The 20491-nt window shown below is 52.3% G+C and carries 21 protein-coding genes and 1 riboswitch; of the genes, 10 read left to right on the forward strand and 11 right to left on the reverse strand.

Going from position 1 to position 20491, the window contains the following annotated elements:
* Nucleotides 1-8: 8 nt before the first annotated feature.
* On the forward strand, nucleotides 9-1073 hold the full coding sequence (glcE, locus tag AC1RVX_RS12555) for a glycolate oxidase subunit GlcE (RefSeq protein ID WP_493216923.1): 1065 nt from the start codon (nucleotides 9-11) through the stop codon (nucleotides 1071-1073).
* Nucleotides 1074-1079: 6 nt separating this feature from the next.
* Nucleotides 1080-2333: a glycolate oxidase subunit GlcF gene (gene glcF / locus AC1RVX_RS12560; RefSeq protein WP_493216924.1), complete on the forward strand. Its 1254-nt coding sequence runs from the start codon at nucleotides 1080-1082 to the stop codon at nucleotides 2331-2333.
* A 66-nt stretch (nucleotides 2334-2399) separates the two neighbouring features.
* Here the strand turns inward: glcF and AC1RVX_RS12565 are convergent, their stop codons facing one another.
* From AC1RVX_RS12565 to AC1RVX_RS12575, 3 genes are read right to left on the reverse strand one after another with little or no spacing between them, the layout of a single operon-like run.
* Nucleotides 2400-2882, reverse strand: coding sequence for a glutathione peroxidase (locus tag AC1RVX_RS12565; RefSeq protein WP_493216925.1), 483 nt, complete (start codon nucleotides 2880-2882; stop codon nucleotides 2400-2402).
* Entirely contained in the window at nucleotides 2879-4015 is a 1137-nt protein-coding gene (locus tag AC1RVX_RS12570; RefSeq protein ID WP_493216926.1) for a PilT/PilU family type 4a pilus ATPase, read from the reverse strand. Before AC1RVX_RS12570 ends, AC1RVX_RS12565 begins: the two co-directional genes overlap by 4 nt.
* Nucleotides 4016-4037: 22 nt before the next feature.
* Nucleotides 4038-5081 (reverse strand): type IV pilus twitching motility protein PilT, encoded by a 1044-nt coding sequence (locus AC1RVX_RS12575; protein ID WP_493216927.1) that lies wholly within the window; start codon nucleotides 5079-5081, stop codon nucleotides 4038-4040.
* 147 nt (nucleotides 5082-5228) lie between these two features.
* Between AC1RVX_RS12575 and AC1RVX_RS12580 the strand changes: the two genes are divergently transcribed.
* Both AC1RVX_RS12580 and proC read left to right on the forward strand, forming a co-directional pair.
* Nucleotides 5229-5933, forward strand: a complete 705-nt coding sequence (locus AC1RVX_RS12580) for a YggS family pyridoxal phosphate-dependent enzyme (RefSeq protein WP_493216928.1) — start codon at nucleotides 5229-5231, stop codon at nucleotides 5931-5933.
* The gene (gene proC, locus AC1RVX_RS12585) at nucleotides 5923-6750 is read left to right on the forward strand and encodes a pyrroline-5-carboxylate reductase (protein WP_493216929.1); all 828 of its coding nucleotides are present in this window, start codon (nucleotides 5923-5925) and stop codon (nucleotides 6748-6750) included. The genes AC1RVX_RS12580 and proC overlap by 11 nt, the downstream gene beginning before the upstream one ends.
* 122 nt (nucleotides 6751-6872) lie before the next feature.
* Here proC and AC1RVX_RS12590 read toward each other — a convergent pair whose 3' ends face one another.
* From AC1RVX_RS12590 to AC1RVX_RS12600, 3 genes are all read right to left on the reverse strand, one after another.
* A complete protein-coding gene (locus AC1RVX_RS12590) occupies nucleotides 6873-7430 on the reverse strand; it encodes a 3'-5' exonuclease family protein (RefSeq protein WP_493216930.1) in 558 nt (185 codons plus the stop codon).
* A 54-nt stretch (nucleotides 7431-7484) separates the two neighbouring features.
* Nucleotides 7485-7868: a lysozyme inhibitor LprI family protein gene (locus AC1RVX_RS12595; RefSeq protein WP_493216931.1), complete on the reverse strand. Its 384-nt coding sequence runs from the start codon at nucleotides 7866-7868 to the stop codon at nucleotides 7485-7487.
* Between the two features lie 124 nt (nucleotides 7869-7992).
* Nucleotides 7993-8304: a hypothetical protein gene (locus tag AC1RVX_RS12600; RefSeq protein WP_493216932.1), complete on the reverse strand. Its 312-nt coding sequence runs from the start codon at nucleotides 8302-8304 to the stop codon at nucleotides 7993-7995.
* A gap of 390 nt (nucleotides 8305-8694) precedes the next feature.
* Between AC1RVX_RS12600 and AC1RVX_RS12605 the strand changes: the two genes are divergently transcribed.
* The 3 genes from AC1RVX_RS12605 (at nucleotide 8695) to AC1RVX_RS12615 (ending at nucleotide 12305) form a co-directional block, all read left to right on the forward strand.
* On the forward strand, nucleotides 8695-10194 hold the full coding sequence (locus tag AC1RVX_RS12605; RefSeq protein WP_493216933.1) for a DUF4214 domain-containing protein: 1500 nt from the start codon (nucleotides 8695-8697) through the stop codon (nucleotides 10192-10194).
* Nucleotides 10195-10327: 133 nt separating this feature from the next.
* The gene (locus tag AC1RVX_RS12610; RefSeq protein WP_493216934.1) at nucleotides 10328-11281 is read left to right on the forward strand and encodes a glycosyltransferase family protein; all 954 of its coding nucleotides are present in this window, start codon (nucleotides 10328-10330) and stop codon (nucleotides 11279-11281) included.
* Complete coding sequence (locus AC1RVX_RS12615; RefSeq protein ID WP_493216935.1) at nucleotides 11247-12305, forward strand: hypothetical protein; 1059 nt, start codon at nucleotides 11247-11249, stop codon at nucleotides 12303-12305. The genes AC1RVX_RS12610 and AC1RVX_RS12615 overlap by 35 nt, the downstream gene beginning before the upstream one ends.
* 50 nt (nucleotides 12306-12355) lie before the next feature.
* Here the strand turns inward: AC1RVX_RS12615 and mmsB are convergent, their stop codons facing one another.
* From mmsB to AC1RVX_RS12640, 5 genes are all read right to left on the reverse strand, one after another.
* Entirely contained in the window at nucleotides 12356-13255 is a 900-nt protein-coding gene (gene mmsB / locus AC1RVX_RS12620; RefSeq protein ID WP_493216936.1) for a 3-hydroxyisobutyrate dehydrogenase, read from the reverse strand.
* Nucleotides 13256-13443: 188 nt separating this feature from the next.
* Nucleotides 13444-14628 carry an enoyl-CoA hydratase/isomerase family protein gene (locus AC1RVX_RS12625; RefSeq protein WP_493216937.1) on the reverse strand — a complete coding sequence of 395 codons (1185 nt, stop codon included), beginning with the start codon at nucleotides 14626-14628 and terminating at the stop codon, nucleotides 13444-13446.
* Nucleotides 14625-15425, reverse strand: coding sequence for an enoyl-CoA hydratase (locus tag AC1RVX_RS12630; RefSeq protein ID WP_493216938.1), 801 nt, complete (start codon nucleotides 15423-15425; stop codon nucleotides 14625-14627). Before AC1RVX_RS12630 ends, AC1RVX_RS12625 begins: the two co-directional genes overlap by 4 nt.
* Complete coding sequence (locus AC1RVX_RS12635; RefSeq protein ID WP_493216939.1) at nucleotides 15422-16582, reverse strand: acyl-CoA dehydrogenase family protein; 1161 nt, start codon at nucleotides 16580-16582, stop codon at nucleotides 15422-15424. Before AC1RVX_RS12635 ends, AC1RVX_RS12630 begins: the two co-directional genes overlap by 4 nt.
* A 12-nt stretch (nucleotides 16583-16594) precedes the next feature.
* Complete coding sequence (locus AC1RVX_RS12640; RefSeq protein WP_493216940.1) at nucleotides 16595-18106, reverse strand: CoA-acylating methylmalonate-semialdehyde dehydrogenase; 1512 nt, start codon at nucleotides 18104-18106, stop codon at nucleotides 16595-16597.
* Nucleotides 18107-18153: 47 nt separating this feature from the next.
* Between AC1RVX_RS12640 and AC1RVX_RS12645 the strand changes: the two genes are divergently transcribed.
* The 3 genes from AC1RVX_RS12645 (at nucleotide 18154) to fumC (ending at nucleotide 20385) form a co-directional block, all read left to right on the forward strand.
* A complete protein-coding gene (locus AC1RVX_RS12645; protein ID WP_493216941.1) occupies nucleotides 18154-18288 on the forward strand; it encodes a hypothetical protein in 135 nt (44 codons plus the stop codon).
* 101 nt (nucleotides 18289-18389) lie between these two features.
* Nucleotides 18390-18728: riboswitch (cobalamin riboswitch) on the reverse strand.
* A gap of 135 nt (nucleotides 18729-18863) precedes the next feature.
* Nucleotides 18864-18995 carry a hypothetical protein gene (locus AC1RVX_RS12650; RefSeq protein ID WP_493216942.1) on the forward strand — a complete coding sequence of 44 codons (132 nt, stop codon included), beginning with the start codon at nucleotides 18864-18866 and terminating at the stop codon, nucleotides 18993-18995.
* Nucleotides 18979-20385 carry a class II fumarate hydratase gene (fumC, locus tag AC1RVX_RS12655; RefSeq protein WP_493216943.1) on the forward strand — a complete coding sequence of 469 codons (1407 nt, stop codon included), beginning with the start codon at nucleotides 18979-18981 and terminating at the stop codon, nucleotides 20383-20385. Before AC1RVX_RS12650 ends, fumC begins: the two co-directional genes overlap by 17 nt.
* Nucleotides 20386-20491: the final 106 nt, after the last annotated feature.

Consider the following 20491-nt stretch of genomic DNA (forward strand, 5'->3'; position numbering starts at 1 on the left):
AACATGGCATGCAAAGCATAGTAGAAAATTTTCGTGAACGCATACTTGCTGCCAGCAATCAGCAGACAGCGTTGCAAATCCAGGGTGGTGGCAGCAAGCGCTGGTATGGGCAGGAACTGAATGGTGAGTTGCTGGAAACCACAGCCTATCAGGGCATTCTGGCATATGACCCGACCGAGCTGGTGCTGACAGCGCGCAGCGGCACCCGCCTACAAGAAATTGAAGCGGCACTGGCTGAACACAATCAGATGCTGGCGTTTGAGCCACCGCATTGGGGCGCTACTGCCACCATCGGCGGAGTAGTTGCCACCGGCTTGTCTGGCCCCAGGCGGCCTGCAGTAGGGGCTGTACGCGATTTTGTGCTGGGTGCCAGCCTGATGGATGGTCAAGGGCAGGTATTGGAGTTTGGCGGCCAGGTCATGAAGAATGTAGCGGGCTATGATGTCTCGCGTTTGCTGACTGGTTCCATGGGCTGCCTGGGTTTGTTGCTGGATATATCAGTCAAGGTATTGCCGCGTCCGTTTGCTGAAACCACGCTGGTGTTTGCTCTGTCTGAGGCAGATGCGATCACCTGTCTTAATCAATGGGCAGGGCAGGCCTTACCGATTTCTGGCAGTTGCTGGCATGTGGGTCGTCTGATGTTGCGTTTGTCGGGGGCGGAGGCTGCGGTACGTGCGGCCAAACTCCGGCTGGGTGGGGAAGAGGTACAGGACGCTAGCGAGTTCTGGATCAGCCTGCGTGAGCAGACGCACGATTTTTTTGTGCAGGATGAAGAACAAGGTCTGTGGCGACTGTCTTTGCCGTCGACAGCACCACCTCTACGTTTGAGCGGTAAATCGATGATCGAATGGGGTGGGGCACAGCGCTGGCTGTACAGTAATGAAAAGCCAGAGCTGATACGCCTGAATGCACTGGCAGCTGGCGGACATGCCTGTCTGTTCCGTGGTGGCGACAAAAGTCTGGGTGTGTTTGCCCCCTTGTCCGCTCCTCTTGAAAAAATTCACCAACGACTTAAAACCGTATTTGATCCAGTCGGGATATTCAATCCTGGTCGCATGTACAAAGGATTTTGAACGATTATGCAAACCAATCTCGCTGATTTCATCAAAGATACCCGCGAAGGTAAGGAAGCCGAAGACATTTTACGTAAATGTGTGCATTGCGGATTTTGCACAGCTACCTGTCCTACTTATCAATTACTGGGAGATGAGCTGGATGGGCCGCGTGGCCGCATTTATCTCATCAAGCAGGTACTGGAAGGCAAGCCCGCAACACTCAAGACACAACAACATCTGGATCGCTGCCTGACCTGCCGCAACTGCGAAACTACCTGTCCATCAGGGGTGCAGTATGGTCGCCTGGTGGATATTGGTCGGCAGGTGGTTGAACAACAAGTCAGCCGCCCCCTGGTTCAACGTATCAGTCGTACCGCCTTGAAGCAGTTGTTGCCGCGTAAATGGTTGTTTGCGCCTGCCATGAAAATGGGGCAAAGCCTGCGCCCTCTGTTGCCGCGTGTTTTGCAAAATAAAATACCGGTAGCGCAAGAGTCCGGGGTTTGGCCGCAGACTGAACATGCGCGCAAGATGCTGTTACTGGATGGTTGCGTGCAACCGTCCATGTCGCCAAATATCAATGCCGCCACCGCCCGCGTGCTGGATGCGCTGGGCGTGCAATTGCAGATAGCACCGAAGGCAGGCTGCTGTGGAGCCATACGCTATCACCTGAATGCGCAGGAAGATGGTCTGGATGACATGCGCCGCAATATCGATGCATGGTGGCCATATGTAGAAGCGGGGACGGAAGCTATCGTTATGACTGCATCTGGCTGTGGTGCAACCGTCAAGGAGTACGCACATTTGCTAGCGCATGACGCAAGCTATGCTGACAAGGCGAAGAAAGTCTCTGCGCTGACGCAAGATCTGAGTGAAATATTGCCTTTGTTTCAGGACGAGCTGGTGCGTCGTTTGCAAGGCAAGATCAGCAAGCGTATTGCCTGGCATCCGCCCTGCACGCTGCAGCATGGCCAGCAGATACGCGGCAAGGTAGAAGGTTTGCTGACGGCCTTGGGTGTTGATGTGCAGCTATGTGCCGACAGCCATTTGTGTTGTGGTTCTGCCGGTACTTATTCGGTATTGCAACCGACTTTATCGTATCAGTTACGCGACAACAAACTGGGCAATCTGCTGGCAACAGAGCCACAGATGATTTTGTCAGCGAATATAGGATGCATCACCCATTTGCAGTCTGGCACCGGAATGCCGGTTGCTCATTGGGTGGAATTGCTGGACCAGATGCTGGCGCTTTCCCGCATGGAACAGCCGTCAGTAGAGTGAGGAAGTATATTGACTGCAGTGCAGACATCAGTCTGCACTGCAGGCATGTACCATCAACTAGCGGAATTACTCGGCAAGTAATTTCTCTATGTCATTGATCAAATCTTGTGGTGATGTCTGTGGTGCGTAGCGCTTGAACACGCTGCCATCTTTTTTAACCAGGAACTTGGTGAAATTCCATTTGATGGACTGGCTGCCCAGCAAGCCGGGGGCCTGAGATTTCAAATGCTTGAACAAGGGGTGTGCTTTATCGCCATTCACATCAATCTTGTCAAACAGGGGAAAGGTAACACCGTAATTCTTTTCACAAAATGCCCCGATCTCTCCGGCAGAACCTGGTTCCTGATGGCCGAACTGATTGCAGGGAAACCCCAGTACTTCCACACCCTTGTCCCTGAACTGCTGGTAGATGGATTCCAGTCCCTTGTATTGCGGCGTAAAGCCACAATTACTGGCCGTATTGACGATCAGCACGACCTTGCCTGCATACTGTTTCAGATCAACTGGCTGACCCTGCAGATTATTGGCATTGAATTCGAGTGCGCTCATACTATCCCCAGATGTTTGGTCCCTGCAGTCAGGTCACGGTCCTTGGCATCCTTGCCTTGCAACATGATGGCCAGACGCAGCTCATTGACAGAGTCAGCATTGCGCAAGGCATCTTCATAGGTGATCTGGTCTGCTTCATGCAAATCAAACAGCGATTGATCAAAGGTTTGCATGCCCAGTTCACGAGATTTCTTCATGATTTCCTTGAGCTCATGAACCTGGCCTTTAAAGATCAGGTCAGAAACCAAAGGTGTGTTGAGCATGATTTCAACTGCTGCTGCACGGCCCTTGCGACCCTTCAGCGGTATCAGACGCTGGGAAATAACGGCCTTCAGGTTCAAAGATAAATCCATCAGCAACTGGGCACGGCGCTCTTCAGGGAAAAAGTTGATGATACGGTCCAGCGCCTGGTTGGAACTGTTTGCATGCAGGGTAGCCAGGCAAAGATGGCCAGTTTCTGCAAATGCCACCGCAAAATCCATGGTTTCGCGGTCACGTATCTCACCAATCTGGATGACATCAGGGGCTTGACGCAAGGAATTTTTCAGTGCTGCACCCCAGTCCTGGGTATCAATGCCGACTTCACGCTGGGTGATGATGCAGTTCATATGCGGATGCACATATTCTATCGGGTCTTCGATAGTAATAATGTGGCCATAGCTATTGGCATTCCGGTAGCCCAGCATGGCTGCCAGCGAGGTTGATTTACCTGAACCGGTCGCACCTACCATGATGACCAGACCGCGTTTGGTCATGGCAATTTCTTTGAGGTTCGCCGGCAGGCCCAAGTCTTCCAGTTTGGGGATGGCAGTCGTAATCGTCCGCAATACCAGACCGACACGACCCTGTTGCATGAATGCGGAAACGCGAAAACGTCCCATGCCTGCCGGACTGATCGCGAAATTACATTCCTTGCTCGATTCAAATTCTGCCGACTGCTTGTCGTTCATGATGGCACGCGCCAGATCGACAGTGTGTGCCGGTGACAAAGGCTGGTTGGAAACCGGGGTGACGCGGCCATCTATTTTGAAGGCCGGAGGAAAATCAGCAGTAATAAACAAGTCAGAGCCGTTTTTGCTCAGCATCAGCCTGAGCAAATCGTGCATGAATTTGGTAGCCTGGTCGCGTTCCATGTGTATGTCGTCCTGTAATCAGTTAACCGGGGAAGTTTTCCGGGATTTTAGCTGCAAAGCGTGCGGCACCAACAGAGATCACATTTCTGCGGACCAGATCTGTCAGATTCTGGTCCAGTGTCTGCATACCGACATTGTTACCGGTTTGTATTGCCGAATACATCTGCGCCACTTTTGCTTCACGTATCAGATTGCGGATCGCTGGTGTACCTATCATGATTTCATGGGCTGCCACACGACCAGAACCATCTTTGGTCTTGAGCAGGGTTTGCGAAATGACAGCCTGCAAGGATTCAGATAACATCGAACGCACCATCTCTTTTTCTTCTGCCGGGAAAACGTCGACAATACGATCGATGGTTTTTGCTGCGGACGATGTATGCAGTGTACCAAACACCAAGTGACCGGTTTCGGCAGCTGTCAATGCCAGGCGTATGGTTTCCAGATCACGCAACTCACCTACCAGGATAGCATCCGGATCTTCACGCAGTGCTGAACGCAGCGCGTTGTTGAAAGACATGGTGTGCGGGCCGACTTCACGCTGGTTGATCAGGCATTTTTTGGATTCATGCACAAATTCGATCGGGTCTTCAACGGTCAGGATGTGGCCATATTCATTTTCATTGAGGTGGTTGACCATCCCGGCCAGCGTCGTCGATTTGCCGGAACCGGTTGGGCCGGTTACCAGCACCAGGCCGCGTGGCTTTAATGCCAGATCCGCAAAAATGCGTGGTGCATTCAATTGTTCCAGCGACAGGATCTTGGATGGAATGGTACGCATGACAGCTGCGGGACCACGTTCCTGATTAAACGCATTCACACGGAAGCGTGCCAGACCGGGGATAGAGAAAGAAAAGTCACACTCCAGCGTTTCTTCATAGGCTTTGCGCTGCGAGTCGTTCATGATGTCATAAATCAACTCATGGACATCTTTATGTTCCAGAGGCGGTAAATTGATGCGCCTGACATCACCATGTACCCGTATCATGGGCGGTAAGCCGGAAGATAAGTGTAAATCGGAGGCATTGTTCTTGACGGAGAACGCCAGCAGTTCTGAAATGTCCATTTATAATTCCGCTAGTGATATCGTTGTTGATTGAGTTGTAAGCTTTAAATACAGTTTATATGGCCGATCTGGGTGACTTTATTGCCATAGTAAGCTGTTTATGACAGAAATCCACAACGAATTTGATTGATTATTGCTTCCCCGATTATGTCCTCAATTTCTGACAACTTGCAAGCCGTACTTGCGCATATCCACGCTTATGCACTGGAGAGCGGGCGCGACCCCAGCCAGATAGATTTACTGGCAGTTTCCAAGACTTTTAGCGCTGATGCAGTGCTGGAAGCCGCAGCAGCAGGGCAACGCCGCTTTGGCGAAAATTACCTGCAAGAAGCCCTGGACAAGATGCAGGCAGTGCAAGCCGTGGCACCACAGTGGCCACTGGAGTGGCATTTCATCGGTCCGATACAAAGCAACAAGACCAGGCCCGTTGCCGAGCATTTTGCCTGGGTGCATTCAGTGGACAGGGAAAAAATTGCCAAGCGCCTTTCTGAGCAACGCCCAGATCATTTGCCAGCACTGAATATTTGTCTGCAAGTTAATATTAGTGGCGAAGAAAGCAAGAGTGGTGTTTTACCGACAGAGGCCTTATTACTGGCCCAGCAGATTGCAGTCATGCCACGTCTGGTGTTGCGCGGTTTGATGGCTGTCCCCGAAGCCAGTAATGATGAGCAACATCAAAGGCAGGCGTTTCGTCAACTGAGAGAATTAAGTCAGTCCATACAGGCGGCCGGGATAGCACTCGACACCTTGTCCATGGGCATGAGTAGTGATCTGCACGCAGCAATTGCAGAAGGCAGTACCATGGTGCGGGTAGGCACGGCAATCTTTGGAAGCAGGAATTATGCAAAATAAACTGAAAATCGCCTTTATAGGCGGCGGCAATATGGCAAGTGCACTGATTGGTGGCTTGATTAGCGAATTAACCGGTGCAGAACATATCCATGTGGTGGATTTGAACCAGCAATCCCTGACACGCATGGAAACAGAATTTGGGGTCAGTACAGCCCTTGCTGTAGACGACAAGCTACGTGGTGTTGATGCGATCATTCTGGCGGTCAAGCCGCAGAATCTGCGTGACGTCGTAGCTGAACTGGCACCTTACCTGAAAAACCAGTTGCTCATTTCGATTGCGGCTGGTATTCGTGCGTCCGACATGTCGCGCTGGTTGAATGGCTATACCAAGATTGTACGCACCATGCCAAATACACCGGCACTGATCAGCAAGGGCATAACAGGCTTGTATGCCTTGCCAGATGTGACCGAAACAGAAAAGCTGACTGCCGAGCACATCATGCAGGCGGTGGGTCTGACCACCTGGCTTGACGATGAGAGTTTGCTGGATGCTGTGACAGCCGTGTCTGGCAGTGGCCCTGCTTACGTATTTTATTTTATTGAAGCCATGCAACAGGCGGCGCAAGAACTGGGTCTGAGCCCTGATCAGGGCATGCAACTGGCCATTGCCACTTTCAATGGTGCATCCCAACTGGCCTTGCATTCCAGCGAGCCAGTCTCGGTATTGCGTGACAGGGTGACATCAAAAGGCGGTACCACCTATGCCGCCCTGACCAGCATGGAAGCGGCCGGTGTTAAACCAGCCATCGTGGCAGCTATCAAGGCGGCTGCTGCACGCGGCAAGGAACTGGGAGATGAACTTGGTCAACAGGCTTAGATGAATCTTTGCCATGGTGTTGCAAGCAGGCACTATGCAAATGCAGGAATGTAGCGACGCCAAATGCTTTTTGTTACGTTGCGGTGTCACTTTGTATTAGACAAGCAAACCGGTTCAGCAAGTCAGGGCGTGCCGCGATTCTGTTTCAGCATATTGCAGAACAAGGCACCCTGTTCAATTGCATCGTCGAGTGCGACGTGGGTATGTGGCATAGGGTCAAACCAGTGTCTGGGCATATTGCGTTTGGTGCTGTCCCGGTAATCTGTTTTCATCACGGCCATCGCAAAGCTTTTCATGTCCAGTGCCGAGTGACTGAACGGACTTTCGCCAGCAAAGCGTATCATGTACCAATACACAAACAGGAAATCGAAACCAGCTGGATAAGCAACGAACACCGGTTTTCCAGGCAAGGATTTAATCCAGCTGACATAACGCGGCATGGCCGTGGCTGGGTCTTCGATGTTCTGACGGCAGGCGGCCCACGCTGCCGGTTGTGTTGTCCACCATGCGGCTGTTTTGGGATCGGCTGTTGCGCCCGGCAAACAGGTAAGGTTGACACTGAAAGTAGAGATCATTCGCTTGTCAGCCGTGTAGGCGGCTGATCCCAGGCTAAGCATGGAATGTGGCCCCGGAATAGGGCCATCGGTTTCCACATCAGTGCTGATATAAATTTCTGTCATGATCAGTCTTGTCGGATAGGCGATAGCTGGCATCTGCTCAACTGGCTTGCGGGTTCAATTCTTTTCATATTCTTCCAGGTCTTGAATGCGCCGTTCAGCATGGGTTTGCATACAGCCTATATACATGACCGTGCGTATAGTGCCACTGGCATGAAACTGGAAGACGGCATCGCAGTCTGCTTCCCGAAATTTTACCCATGCTCTTTGTGCATTGATGAGTTTCTTCTTCATTTCGGAATACAACTCAGTGTCTGTATCCGGTTGATCCAGTGACTTCAATACTTTTTGGTACACATGGTTCAATTTTGCTTCCACCTTTTTCTCGGCAATAGAGGCACATTCATTGACATCCATGGTTGAAACGGCGTTCTTGCAGTCCAGTGCATAGACCTGTGATCCGGCAAACAAAAGCATAACGAATATAAAGAGTGATTTCATTTATTGGTTGTGGATGGAGTTTAGACATAGCGCATGATAGCTTTCCCTTGTTAAAACTGGAAGAATCCGTGCAGGGCGCTGGCAGGTTTAATTTGACCAAATATTTATCGCGACCTACACGCATTCACGGTTTTACTTGTGAACTCGCCTGGCTTTTTTCAAACCGGGCATTTCCCAGGTACTTGAGGTAACGTGCGTTACCAGTTGCGTCGCTCATCTGATAATACTCCCCTACATGCAGGGTGGGTAGTTCATCATTCAGAGCCAGCATTTTTTCTGAGGTGACGTAGTAAACCGTGCCACTTTGTGAATCCAGACGATATACCTTGCCATCTGCTGCCGTAATCAATTGATAGCGCGGGCTGGACCAGCCACAATCACATGCCGGAAGAATAATTAACATGATAATAATCAACAAGAGGCGGGTATGCGTCATGTGTGCTCCTGATTCTTGTGTATGCTTGACTGGATTGAAATTGCTATTTTGCAAATATAAGCCAATATTATTTATTTGGCAATTTGTTTTGTAAATAACATCCTTGAACTGCATAGGGTCTATCGTAGTCAGAACTCATGACATCAGTAGAAATAAGATGGGTTTGTTCAATTGATGCCATGGATGCCATGAGTTCTAAGGTGCATTAACTGGAAAAGAGACGTCGTAGAGATAGACAATCTATTTGTTTTATTGCAAATGGATTGTTAAAACTTAAAGGTGGCGTTTATAATTGTATCGAAACGTAACTGTAGCTTTTTATGCAAGATATCTTTATCCGCGACGTCCCTTGAGCCCCAACATCAAGGTTCAAACATACAAATAATTCCTATGGCAAATATCAGTATCAAACTCTCACAAAACGTCGTTACCACCAATTATCAGCAGCTTATAAAATCACCCCCAACCAATGGAACTTTGGGTACCCTGTTTGATGTATTTCCCAAACTGGGGTATTCCTGGGCTCAATCCCATCAATATTATTCATCCTTTGACTTTAGTGGCAGCAGGGTGCGTCTGGGCTTTGCTGATGGCTCCAGCACCACTTATAACGGTGTGGTCCTGGATAATCCGAATGCGACGCAAGGCACGGCCTCTGCCACTAGCTTGCAGTTGTATTCGGCTGGTGTTTTATCCATAGTTGAAAATGGCCAGTTTAATTTTAATTATGCCAATACAGTCGTCAATGGGACCAATTCGGTTTCCATCAAGTCGACTACGACGCAGTTATCCAATCTTTCCGTGTCGACACTGACACCGACCAATAGCCCTTACTATGACCCAGTTACCGGCAATGTGACGGTGACGGTGCAGGGTTCCATCAGTGGTGATATCAATGGTAATAATTCCGGTACGGTTTCAAGAGTCACGGCGACAGCAGACAAGTTCATTGCTTCTGCCTCTGTAGATGGCAGCTTTAGTCTGTCATCTAATTCTCTTGCTGTTGGACAGGGGCTGGCCAAGTCAACGGTTACCGGGACTATGACTGCCTCAGTGACTGAATACCGTGACGGTAGTTATAACCGTGTTACGGGTGTTTCGGCCTTTCTTTCTGCCAACCAGCAAATTGATGAAAAATTGCTGGCTAATGAATCCCTGTTTGGTGGGGCCGACGTGATCAGTGTTGATTTACCGTCAGTCATCTATGCCGATTATCTGATTGCTTCCGGCGCTGGTGACGACCTGATTACTATCAATGGTGGTGGCGGGCGTTTACACGTGAACGCTGGTAGCGGCAATGATGCCATCAACGTCGGCAGTGGCAATCACAATATTGATGGCGGCACCGGCATGGATACCGTCATCATGGCAGGGCAGGCCAGTGCTTTCAATATCAGCAAAACTGGTGCAGGTTATCAGGTGCGCGTCAATGCCAGTGGTGATGTAGATAATTTGTCTAACGTTGAACGTCTGCAATTTTCTGACAAGAGTATCGCTCTCGATGTCAATGGCACTGCCGGTCAGGCCTATCGCATTTATCAGGCTGCCTTTGGTCGCAAGCCTGATCTGGAAGGTTTGGGTTACTGGATCAAGGATATGGATAAAGGTTCCAGCCTGACTACCGTAGCGGCTGGTTTTTTTCAGTCGTCAGAATTTCAAAAGCTATACGGTGCCAACCCTTCAATCACGACACTGATTACCAATTTTTATCAAAACGTCTTGCATCGTGCACCTGATCAGGCAGGTTTTGATTATTGGAACAATCAGTTAAGTACAGGCAAAATTACACCTGCTGGTGCCCTGGCCAGTTTTTGCGAAAGCACCGAAAACCAGGCTCAAGTGATAGGATCAATACAGAACGGAATTGAATTCAAGCTGTGGGCAGGTTAATACCCGCACCATGCATTGACTGACCGGAGTATTGACGCTTGCATACTCCGGCACTGAATTGATTTTCGTATTTTTACGTGCAGTTGTTTTTATAAATACGAGACAATTGTGACCCAATCCAGGTTTGCCTGCCATGTCTGAACTCGTTGTTCTCACGACTTACTTCAATCCTTGTCGCTATCTGTCGCGCAGGCAGAACTATGACGCCTTCATGCAGGGCATGCGTACTGCGGGTGTGACTTGTATTACAGTGGAATGCGCATTTGGCGATGCGCCATTTGAATTGCCAGCGGCATTGGACGTCTTGCAGGTACGGTCTTCGACATTGCTGTGGCAAAAAGAGCGTTTGCTGAATCTGGCCGCTTCATGGCTGCCTGCCAGTTGTCGTTACGTGGCATGGCTGGATTGCGATATTTTGTTTGATAATAAAAACTGGGCCAGGGAACTGGTCGCAGTTTTGCGGCAATACCCGGTAGCGCAAGTATGGGAAACCTGTTTGAGGCTGCAGCGGGATGGGGCGGCTGGTGCGCAGCCTGATCGTGTCACCTCATTCGCCGCTGTCATGCAGGAGCAACCTGCTTCCCTGAATGCCGGACGTTATGATACCCATGGACATACCGGCTACGGATGGGCTATGCGACGCAGCCTGTTTGACAGCACGGGTTTGTATGAAGCCGCCATCTCTGGCAGCGCGGATCATTTCATGGCGCATGCAATATATGGTGACTATAACTTTTGCATACAAAACGCTCTGAAGCATGATCACGCCCAAATTACCCACCTGCAAGTCTGGGGACAACAGTTTTATCAGCAGGTACAAGGCAAGCTGGGTGTGGTAAGGGGAGAAATTCGCCACCTGTGGCATGGCGATGCCCAGAATCGGCGTTATTTTTTACGCATGCATGACATTACTGATCTGGGTTTCAATCCCTGGACGGATTTGAGCATGCGCGCAGGTCGTCCTCTGGAATGGCATGCCGATATGCATAAGCCAGGCCTGCGCCAGTACTTCGTCAATTATTTCCAATCACGCCGTGAAGATGGCGACATTCATGAGAAAGCAAGTCATGCTGAAACCCAATGTTAATCCGATCAGCGATGCGGACTTTAAAACTTATCACCGGGACATGGCCTATATGGATGTCGTCTACATGGCGCTGGATAATGCCATGCTGGCGATGCAGCAACAGATAGAGGATCTGTACCAAGAACATGAAAGCAAACAGGCGCAAAGGCAGCATGTCATCAAGCGCACGGTAGAGGGTTTGCTGCCAGGTTTTTACGCCAGTACCTTGCGTCAACTGCAATCAATTTGCCCTGGCTTTGTCGATGCGGTGGTATTGATTGCCTTCGAAGAGTATCGCCCCTGGTTAGGTATATTGCCGAGACCCGGCACAGCAAAGGCACTGGCCACTTTGCAAACCAGACTGGCATTTTATTTTGATACCCGTGTAGAACTGGATAAGGTGGAAGACCTGGACCGGGACCTGGCTGCCATTGCTGAGCAAATTAATGCTTTGCAAAGAAAACGCCAGGAAACAGTAGACATCATCAGCGTGCTGAAAAAAACACAGAATACCAATGGCGTATTACCTGCCGAAATAACCAGCTATATCGAGCAGATATTCAAGCGCGCTGTGGCCATGCCAGCCAGTGGCAGTACCATGGCATCCATCAAGCGCAAAGACCTTGAAACCCAATGGCGCCAGCGCAGGAAATATTATTCGCATTCGACTTATCATGACAATTACGCCTGGTATAGCCTTGCGCATGATTTCCCTTCTCATTCGATGATGCAAAGCAATCTGCAGGGTAATGTCGCCAGACAGCGACAGGCAGATGCGCTGGCTGGTGCTATGCTGGCGGATTCATACGTGTTTAACACAGGCACTGCCGGAGTCGCAACAAGCCCGGTTGACCAGTATGAGCCCGCCAGTTTTCCTGATGCCCGCAACGATGCCGCCAATCTGGTCAATACAGATAGCACGACCGGGTACACAGACAACACGCAAAATTCCTCTGGCACGCAAACCGATTTGTACGATTGCAATACAACAGTCATGTTGAATGATGATCTAAGGACCGATGATAGTTTGGGTGCCTATTCATGACGGGCGTACGGAGTGAGGGTGTACTGCGGACAGAACAAGTTCTCATCTGGTTAAGCATTGTTTTTCAATAGTTCGAGAATGCTGGAAAAGTCTTTGCCACCTGCTCCGGCTTTGCTATGAATGCCATACAGGTTGCGCACAGCTTCGCCTAGCGGGATGCTGGCATTTGTACCCAATGCCGCCTCGGTCGCCAATCCCAGATCTTTCAGCATCAGATCAACACCAAAGCCACCCGTATAGCCACGTGACGCGGGTGCATTTTCCATGACGCCAGGGTAGGGGTTATATAGTTCCAGTGCCCAGTTACGGCCCGAACTTTTGCTCATGATGTCGGACAAGACTTTGGGGTCAAGTCCATTCGCCACGCCGAGAGCCAGCGCTTCTGCCGTGCCTGCCATCAGTATGCCCAGCAGCATGTTGTTGCAGATTTTTGCGGTTTGCCCGGCACCGTGTTCCCCGGCGTGGAAGATGTTCTTGCCCATGGCGTTCAGGACAGGGCGGGCGCGTTCGAGGTCAGCCGCGCTGCCGCCGACGATGAAGGTCAGCGTGCCTGCTGCTGCGCCTGCCGTACCACCTGAGACCGGGGCATCTACCATTGCCAGGCCGCGTGTGGCTGCGGCTTGTGCGACCTTTTTGGCAGATTGTGGGGCAATCGTGCTGCAGTCTATGATGAGCGCGTTATCGGCGATGTGGGCAAGTATGCCATCCTCACCGAGATACAGGCTTTCCACGTGACGACTGGCGGGCAGCATGCTGATGACGATGTCTGCGCCTTCTATCGCTTGCCTGGCGTTGCTGGCAGCCAGGGCACCTGCATCTGCCAGTGTTTTGAGAGCGGTGGGAGAGAGGTCGAAGACGGTGAGTGGGTAGCCTGCCTTGAGCAGGTTAAGAGCCATGGGCGCGCCCATATTGCCGAGGCCGATGATGGCGATTTTGGATTGGTTTGACATGGTTTATCTCCTGGTTTTACGTGTTCTTTGTTTGGCTTGTAGGTTGGGTCAATCGTAGGTTGGGCCGGGCCTCGCTAGGCTACGGTTTATCAACCCAACACTGGGCGTTTCAATAATGTATATGTTAATTAAAGGCCCAGTGTTGGGCTGGTAAACCGTAGCCCAACCTACGCACCACGCCTTGATACTTACGCAGCTCTTTTTTGAATATTTTCAACTGCACCCAAATCCCGCAATGGATGCTGCTCTGCGGCCCAAGGATGCGCAAAATAACGCTCACCATCCTGCGGCTGCAATTCACCCAAACTACCCGGCAACCACTGCGGTTTCTGATCCTTATCTACAATCAAGGCCCGTATCCCTTCCGCAAAATCATGGCCTTGTGCGCAGGCGAGTGCCGCGACTAATTCCATACGGAAGATTTCTGCCAGCGATAATTGCTTGCCATGTTCCTGCAAGGTATACGCCAGCCAGGCAGATGTCGGGCTGCCTTTTTGCAGGCTGCTGACTGCTTTTTGTAGCCAGGGACGTTCTTCCTGCTGTGTTGTATCTACCGCTAATATTCGCGCGACGATGGCAGGCAAATCTGCTGCGCCGCACAGGCGATTGATGAGGTCAAAATTGGCGCGCAAAGGGCCTGCGGTATTGCTGGACTGTGCCGAAAAATCATGCAAGACCTGGCTCAGACGCTGATGGTTCTGGTGGGCTTGACTGCTCCACGCAGCAGACTGCAAAGCCGCCAGCACATCTGCCTTGCTGGCATGTGGTAAGGCCACGTCAGCCAGTTTCACAAACAGCGCATCATTGGCATTGATACTGGCACCAGTCAATGCCAAAAACAAACCCAGCTTGCCCGGCATGCGGTTCAAAAACCAGGTGCCGCCTACATCGGGGAACAGGCCTATGGCTATCTCTGGCATGGCGAGGCGGGATTTTTCTGTGACAACGCGGTGGCTGGCACCTGCCATCAAGCCTATGCCGCCACCCATGACGATGCCGTGGCCCCAGCATAATATGGGTTTGCGATAGGTATGTATCTGGTAATCGAGGCGGTATTCCTGCTCAAAAAATTCCAGCGCATAGGCATTGCCGAGCAGGTCGTCTTTTTTATCGGATGCATGATGCTCGCGCATGCTGGCGTACAGGTTTTGCAAGTCACCACCTGCGCAAAAAGCTTTCTCGCCAGCGGCTTGCAGGACCACCATGGCGATGCTGTTGTCTTCATCCCAGACTTGTAATTGCTTGCCCAGTAATTGCACAATTTCCTTGGACAGGGCGTTCAGGGTTTTTTCTGAATTCAGGGTGGCCACGCCTAGTTGCATGCCATTGGCGGCAGGCAGGGTGTGGAACAGGACGGAGGCGGCTTCGCTCATGCATTCCTCCACACTGGCGGACGTTTTTCCAAAAAGGCAGTGACGCCTTCTTTTTGATCAGCGGTATCAAACAAGGCCAGGAAGGCTTCGCGTTCTTGTGGCAGCACGGTGTTCATGGGTTGCTGGCGTGCACCCTGTATCAGTTGCTTGCATGCTTTGACGCTGCTTGGGCTTTGCTTACCTACCTGTTTGGCCAGCGCGAGTGCATGCTCCAGTGCGCCACCGGTGGCGACCACTTCTTCTACCAGACCTATGCGCAGGGCAGTGGCAGCATCGACACGTTCGCCACACAAGATCAGGCGCTTGGCCCAGCCTTCACCGACCAGCCAGGCCAGGTTTTGCGTGCCGCCGGCGCAAGGCAGCAAGCCGACGGCGGCTTCTGGCAGGGCCATCTGTGCCTGGGTTTCGGCGATGCGCAAATCGCAGGCCAGTGCGCATTCCAGTCCACCACCCATGGCATAGCCATTGATGGCAGCGATGGATACACCACGGAAGCGGCTCAGGGTTTCAAATGCTTCGCCAAAGCGGCGTGCCATATCGAGTGCCACGGCCTTGTCGCCATCGGCAAACAGCTTCAAGTCTGCACCTGCTGAAAAGAATTTCTGGCCTGAACCTGTGATGACGAGGCTATAGATATCTGCATCAGCATTGAGGTCATTGACGAGTTGTGTCAATGCCTGCAAACCCGCTGCCGTCCAGGTATTGGCGGGCGGGTTGGCCAGGGTCACCAGGGCAGTGTGACCGACGATTTCGCATTGCAGATTGGTGTAGTTACTATAATTTTTGTTGTGGCTCATAGAAATTCCTCGCTTGCGGGTTGGTTTAGCATGTGGCGGGCGACGATGACGCGCATGATTTCATTCGTGCCTTCGAGTATCTGGTGTACCCTGACATCGCGCAGGAAACGCTCCAGCGGGTATTCGCGTATGTAGCCGTAGCCGCCATGGATTTGCAGGGCTTCATTGCAGACGGCAAAGCCGGTGTCGGTCGCCAGTCGCTTGGCCATGGCGCAGTACACAGCGGCATTATCGGCCTTGCTGTCGAGCTTGCAGGCGGCGAGGCGCACCATCTGGCGGGCAGCGACAAGCTCGGTTTGCATATCGGCCAGCTTGAATTGCAGCACCTGGAAATCAGACAGTTTTTTCTGGAACTGCATGCGCTCATTCATATACGTTTGTGCGCTATTGAGTGCCGATTGCGCCGCACCGATGGAACAGGTGGCGATGTTGATGCGACCGCCATCGAGACCTCGCATGGCGATGCGAAAACCTTCGCCTTCTTCACCGAGCAAGTAGCTGCGCGGTATGCGTACCTGGTCAAAATTCACGGTGCGGGTGGGCTGGCTGTTCCAGCCCATCTTGTCTTCCTTCTTGCCATAGGTGATGCCTGGCAAATCTGCTGGAACCGCAAAGGCAGAGATACCGCCTGCACCCTCACCACCCGTGCGTGCCATGACGACCAGCATATTGGTGGCACCAGCGCCCGAAATAAAGGCTTTGCTGCCATCGAGAATGTAGCTGTCGCCATTCAGGCGGGCACTGGTGCGCAGCGATGCGGCGTCAGAGCCCGAGCCAGCTTCGGTCAGGCAGTACGAGGCCAGTTTCTTGCCTGCAGCCAGTTTGGGTACCCATGCCTGCTGTACTTCTGGCGTGCCCCAGTGGGCGATCATCCAGCTTGCCATGTTGTGTATCGTGATATAAGCCGTGGTCGAAGGGCAGGCGCGGGCCAGCTCTTCAAAAATGATGGCTGCATCCAGCCGCGTCAGACCCAGCCCGCCCAGCTCTTCCGGCACGTACAGCCCGCAAAATCCCAGCTCCCCGGCATGGGCGATGACGTCCAGCGGGAAGTGGGATGTGGTATCCCAATGCGCGGCTTGCGCCGTCATTTCATGGGCTGCGAAGCTGCGGGCAGATTGCTGGTAGGCGCGCTGGTCTTCGTTCAATTCGAAGTCCATGTTGGCCTCCGATTACTTGAGTGAGATGGTCGTATTCACCTTGCCGGCGCTGACGCTGTCATCGAACCAGCGTGCCGTGACGGTCTTGGTCTGGGTATAGAACTGTATGACTTGCTTGCCATATGGCCCCAGGTCACCGAGTTTGGATGCACGTGAACCGGTAAATGAAAACAGCGGCACAGGTACAGGAATAGGCACGTTGATGCCTATCTGGCCTACATCGATATCTTCTTCAAACGTGCGGGCGGCAGCACCAGACTGGGTGAACAGCGCCGTGCCATTGCCGTTAGGGTTGACATTGGTGATGGCGATGGCGTCAGCCAAAGTATCTGCCTGCATGATGCACAGTACCGGGCCAAAGATTTCTTCTTCATAGATGCGCATGCCGGGTTTGACGCCGGTGAAGACCGTAGGGCCGACGAAGTTGCCATGCTCATAGCCTGGCACTTGTGGAGCACGGCCATCCAGCACCAGATTGGCACCTTCCGCAATACCCTGCGCGATCAGGCTTTCTACCCTATCTTTGGCGGTGCAGGAAATGACCGGGCCTATGTCGGTATTGGCTTCTGCACCCGCATTGATCTTGAGGCTGCGTGCACGGTCCAGCAAGTCTGGCACCCACTGGTTGGCTTCACCAACCAGGATGACCACAGAGAGCGCCATGCAACGCTGGCCAGCTGCGCCAAAGGCAGCACCAGCGAGATTGTTCAGGGTTTGTTCTTTATTCGCATCTGGCAGGACGATGGCGTGGTTCTTGGCACCCATCATGCATTGCGCACGTTTGCCAGCCAGGGTGGCACGCTGGTACACATGCGTGCCTACGCGGGTAGAGCCTACGAAGGACACCGCCTCGATATCCGGGTGATCGCAAATCGCATTGACGATGTCTTCACCACCATGCACCACATTCAGCACGCCAGGTGGCACACCGGCTTGCATCGCCAACTCAGCCAGACGCATGGTGACCATGGGGTCTTGCTCAGACGGTTTCAGGATGAAGGTATTGCCGCAGGCGATCGCCATAGGGAACATCCACAACGGTATCATGGCCGGGAAGTTAAAAGGGGTGATGCCGGCGCACACGCCGAGCGGCTGGTTCAGGGTGTAGGTATCGACACCGCTGGCAACGTTGTTGGCGATCTCGCCCATTTGCAGGTTGCCGATATTGGCGGCATGCTCAACCACTTCCAGACCACGGAAAATATCGCCCTCGGCATCGGCCAGGGTTTTGCCCTGTTCGGCTGTCAGCAATGCGGCCAGCTCAGCCATGTTTTCACGTATCAGTTGCTGGTACTTGAGAAAGATGCGGGCGCGTGTGCCTATCGCTGTCTTGCGCCAGGTCTTGAAAGCAGCCTTGGCGGCATCGACTGCAGCCTGCATTTCTTCTGGCGTGGCAAATGGTACATGGGCCAGCACCTGTTGCGTGGCCGGGTTGATCACATTGCGCCATTGCGTGGATTTGGATTCTATCAATTCGCCGTTGATGAGCAGTTTGACGTTGGGGACCTGGGTAAGAGTAGCCATGATGCTTTCCTGAACCTTCCTGATGATGTGCGGACAGACGGCGGGCTATGCCCGCAACAACCACCGCACTGATGCCTGAAAAACAGGATGACCACCGCAAGCAGAAACCTGCCGCAGCAACGATCCTGACCATGGATATGCACCGTGTGGGCACACACCCGCCACGCACCTTCCGTACGTGACCAGACCTTGGGAAAAACAGTAAGAAGTAATGTTGAAGACAAGCACCCACCCGCCATCAGGCGCGCCATGCCATATCCCAAACACAGCCTTCCGCAGTGTTTTTCTCAGCGATCAACAGGCCGGTATCCGGGCTTGCAAGTCTTGTTACATCGCCTTCCCAGTCATGCATGACCAGTGGCGTGGTTGATGTAACCGCACTTGCCTACCGTTGCGGAGGCAGCAGGGGCTTGAAACCTGCTTACGATCTTAAGCGCGAGCGCAATTTGTATCGATGCGGGCTTCATGCGCTGCTCTTCTCCCCGCTGACGCTCGCTACAGATCGTAAACACGTTTTTAGGTCTTGATACCAACTGCCATTAGATAATGACAGCGATCAGGACGACCACTTTCCCGTTTAACACAGCCCAAGAAATTGGACTGTGCACCTGTTATTTTTAGGATAGCATAAGACTTGACGTTTACGTAAACGTAAATATGCGGATATACATGAAAAAAATTCAGCGACGCCTGCATCCCGGCAATTTGCATAAAGTTGCCAACCGGTAAAAAGCAAGCCTGGTCCAGATTGAGTATCATGAAAGCCATTGGTGCTTGCCTGCGGGCGGCAAATACAGTCTATCCAGCTCAGTGCATGCTGCGCATTTCTGCCCATTTAAAGATGCCAGCTGCCATCAACCAGGAAAACAGCAATGACCAGCAAACCTAGCACTGACAATACCGACAACAGGATGGAGCGCGACACCTTTGGTGAAATCGCTGTTCCGGCAAATGCACTATGGGGTGCACAGACTCAACGTTCACTGCATCACTTTGCCATCTCCACAGAAAAAATGCCGGATGCTCTGGTGCTTGCACTGGCACGTGTGAAACGCAGTTGCGCCATCGTGAACCGTGATCTTGGCTTGATGGATGCCCGGTTCGCTGACGCCACCGTCAGTGCTGCCGACGAGGTGTTGGCTGGCGCGCATCCGCATGCTTTCCCGCTGTCGGTATGGCAGACCGGCTCCGGCACGCAAAGCAATATGAACATGAATGAAGTGCTGGCCAATCGCGCTTCCGAATTATTGGGCGGCACCCGTGGTATGAGTCGCCTGGTGCATCCGAATGATCAGGTGAATATGGGGCAGTCATCGAATGATGTCTTCCCTACTGCCATGTATGTAGCTGCATGTTTGACAGTGACGCAGTCACTGCTGCCGGCGCTGCAGCAATTACGTACTTCGCTGGCTGCCAAGGCAGTTGAATTTGCCGACATCGTCAAGATTGGCCGTACGCATTTGCAGGATGCAACGCCACTGACCCTGGGGCAGGAAGTTTCTGGCTGGGTGGCACAGCTGGCACATGCAGAACAGGCCATCAGCCTCAGTTTGCCAGCTTTGCAGGAGCTGGCAATCGGCGGGACTGCGGTTGGTACTGGTCTCAATACCCATGCAGAATTTGGTCAGCGCGTTGCCGCCAGTCTGGCACAGGATACCGGCATAGGCTTTGTTGCTGCACCCAATCGTTTTGCCGCGCTGGCGGCCCACGATGCCATGGTCAGTTCGCATGGTGCATTGAAGACCCTGGCGGTGGCCTTGATGAAAATCGCCAATGACATACGCTGGCTGGCTTCCGGTCCGCGTTCTGGGCTGGGGGAATTGCAAATACCAGAAAATGAACCAGGCAGTTCTATCATGCCAGGCAAGGTCAATCCTACCCAGTGCGAAGCAGTGACCATGGTGTGTTGTCAGGTCATGGGTAATGACGTGGCCCTGAGCATAGGTGGCGCCTCAGGCAATTTTGAATTGAATGTATTCAAGCCGCTCATCGTCCACAATTTCTTGCAGAGCACACGCCTGCTGGCCGATGCCATGTCCAGCCTGGATCAGCATTGCGTGCAGGGCATGCAGGCGAATCGTCAGCGCATCACTGAACTGTTGAATAATTCGCTGATGCTGGTGACAGCGCTCAACCCGCATATAGGCTATGACAAATCGGCAGCGATTGCCAAATATGCGCATCATCACCAGACCACCTTGCGCGAAGCAGCGCTGAAGTTGGGTCATGTCACGGCGGAAGAATTTGATGCCTGGGTCAGGCCGGAAGACATGGTGTGAACACTTTGCAGGCAGAAATGAAAGCTATCTAGGGCCTGCGTGACGATCATGGCTACGTAGTAAATGCTGACGATAGAATAACTATCGCTGTGCATAGGTATCAAGC

This window comes from Undibacterium sp. GW821-FHT11B02, from assembly GCF_058808955.1.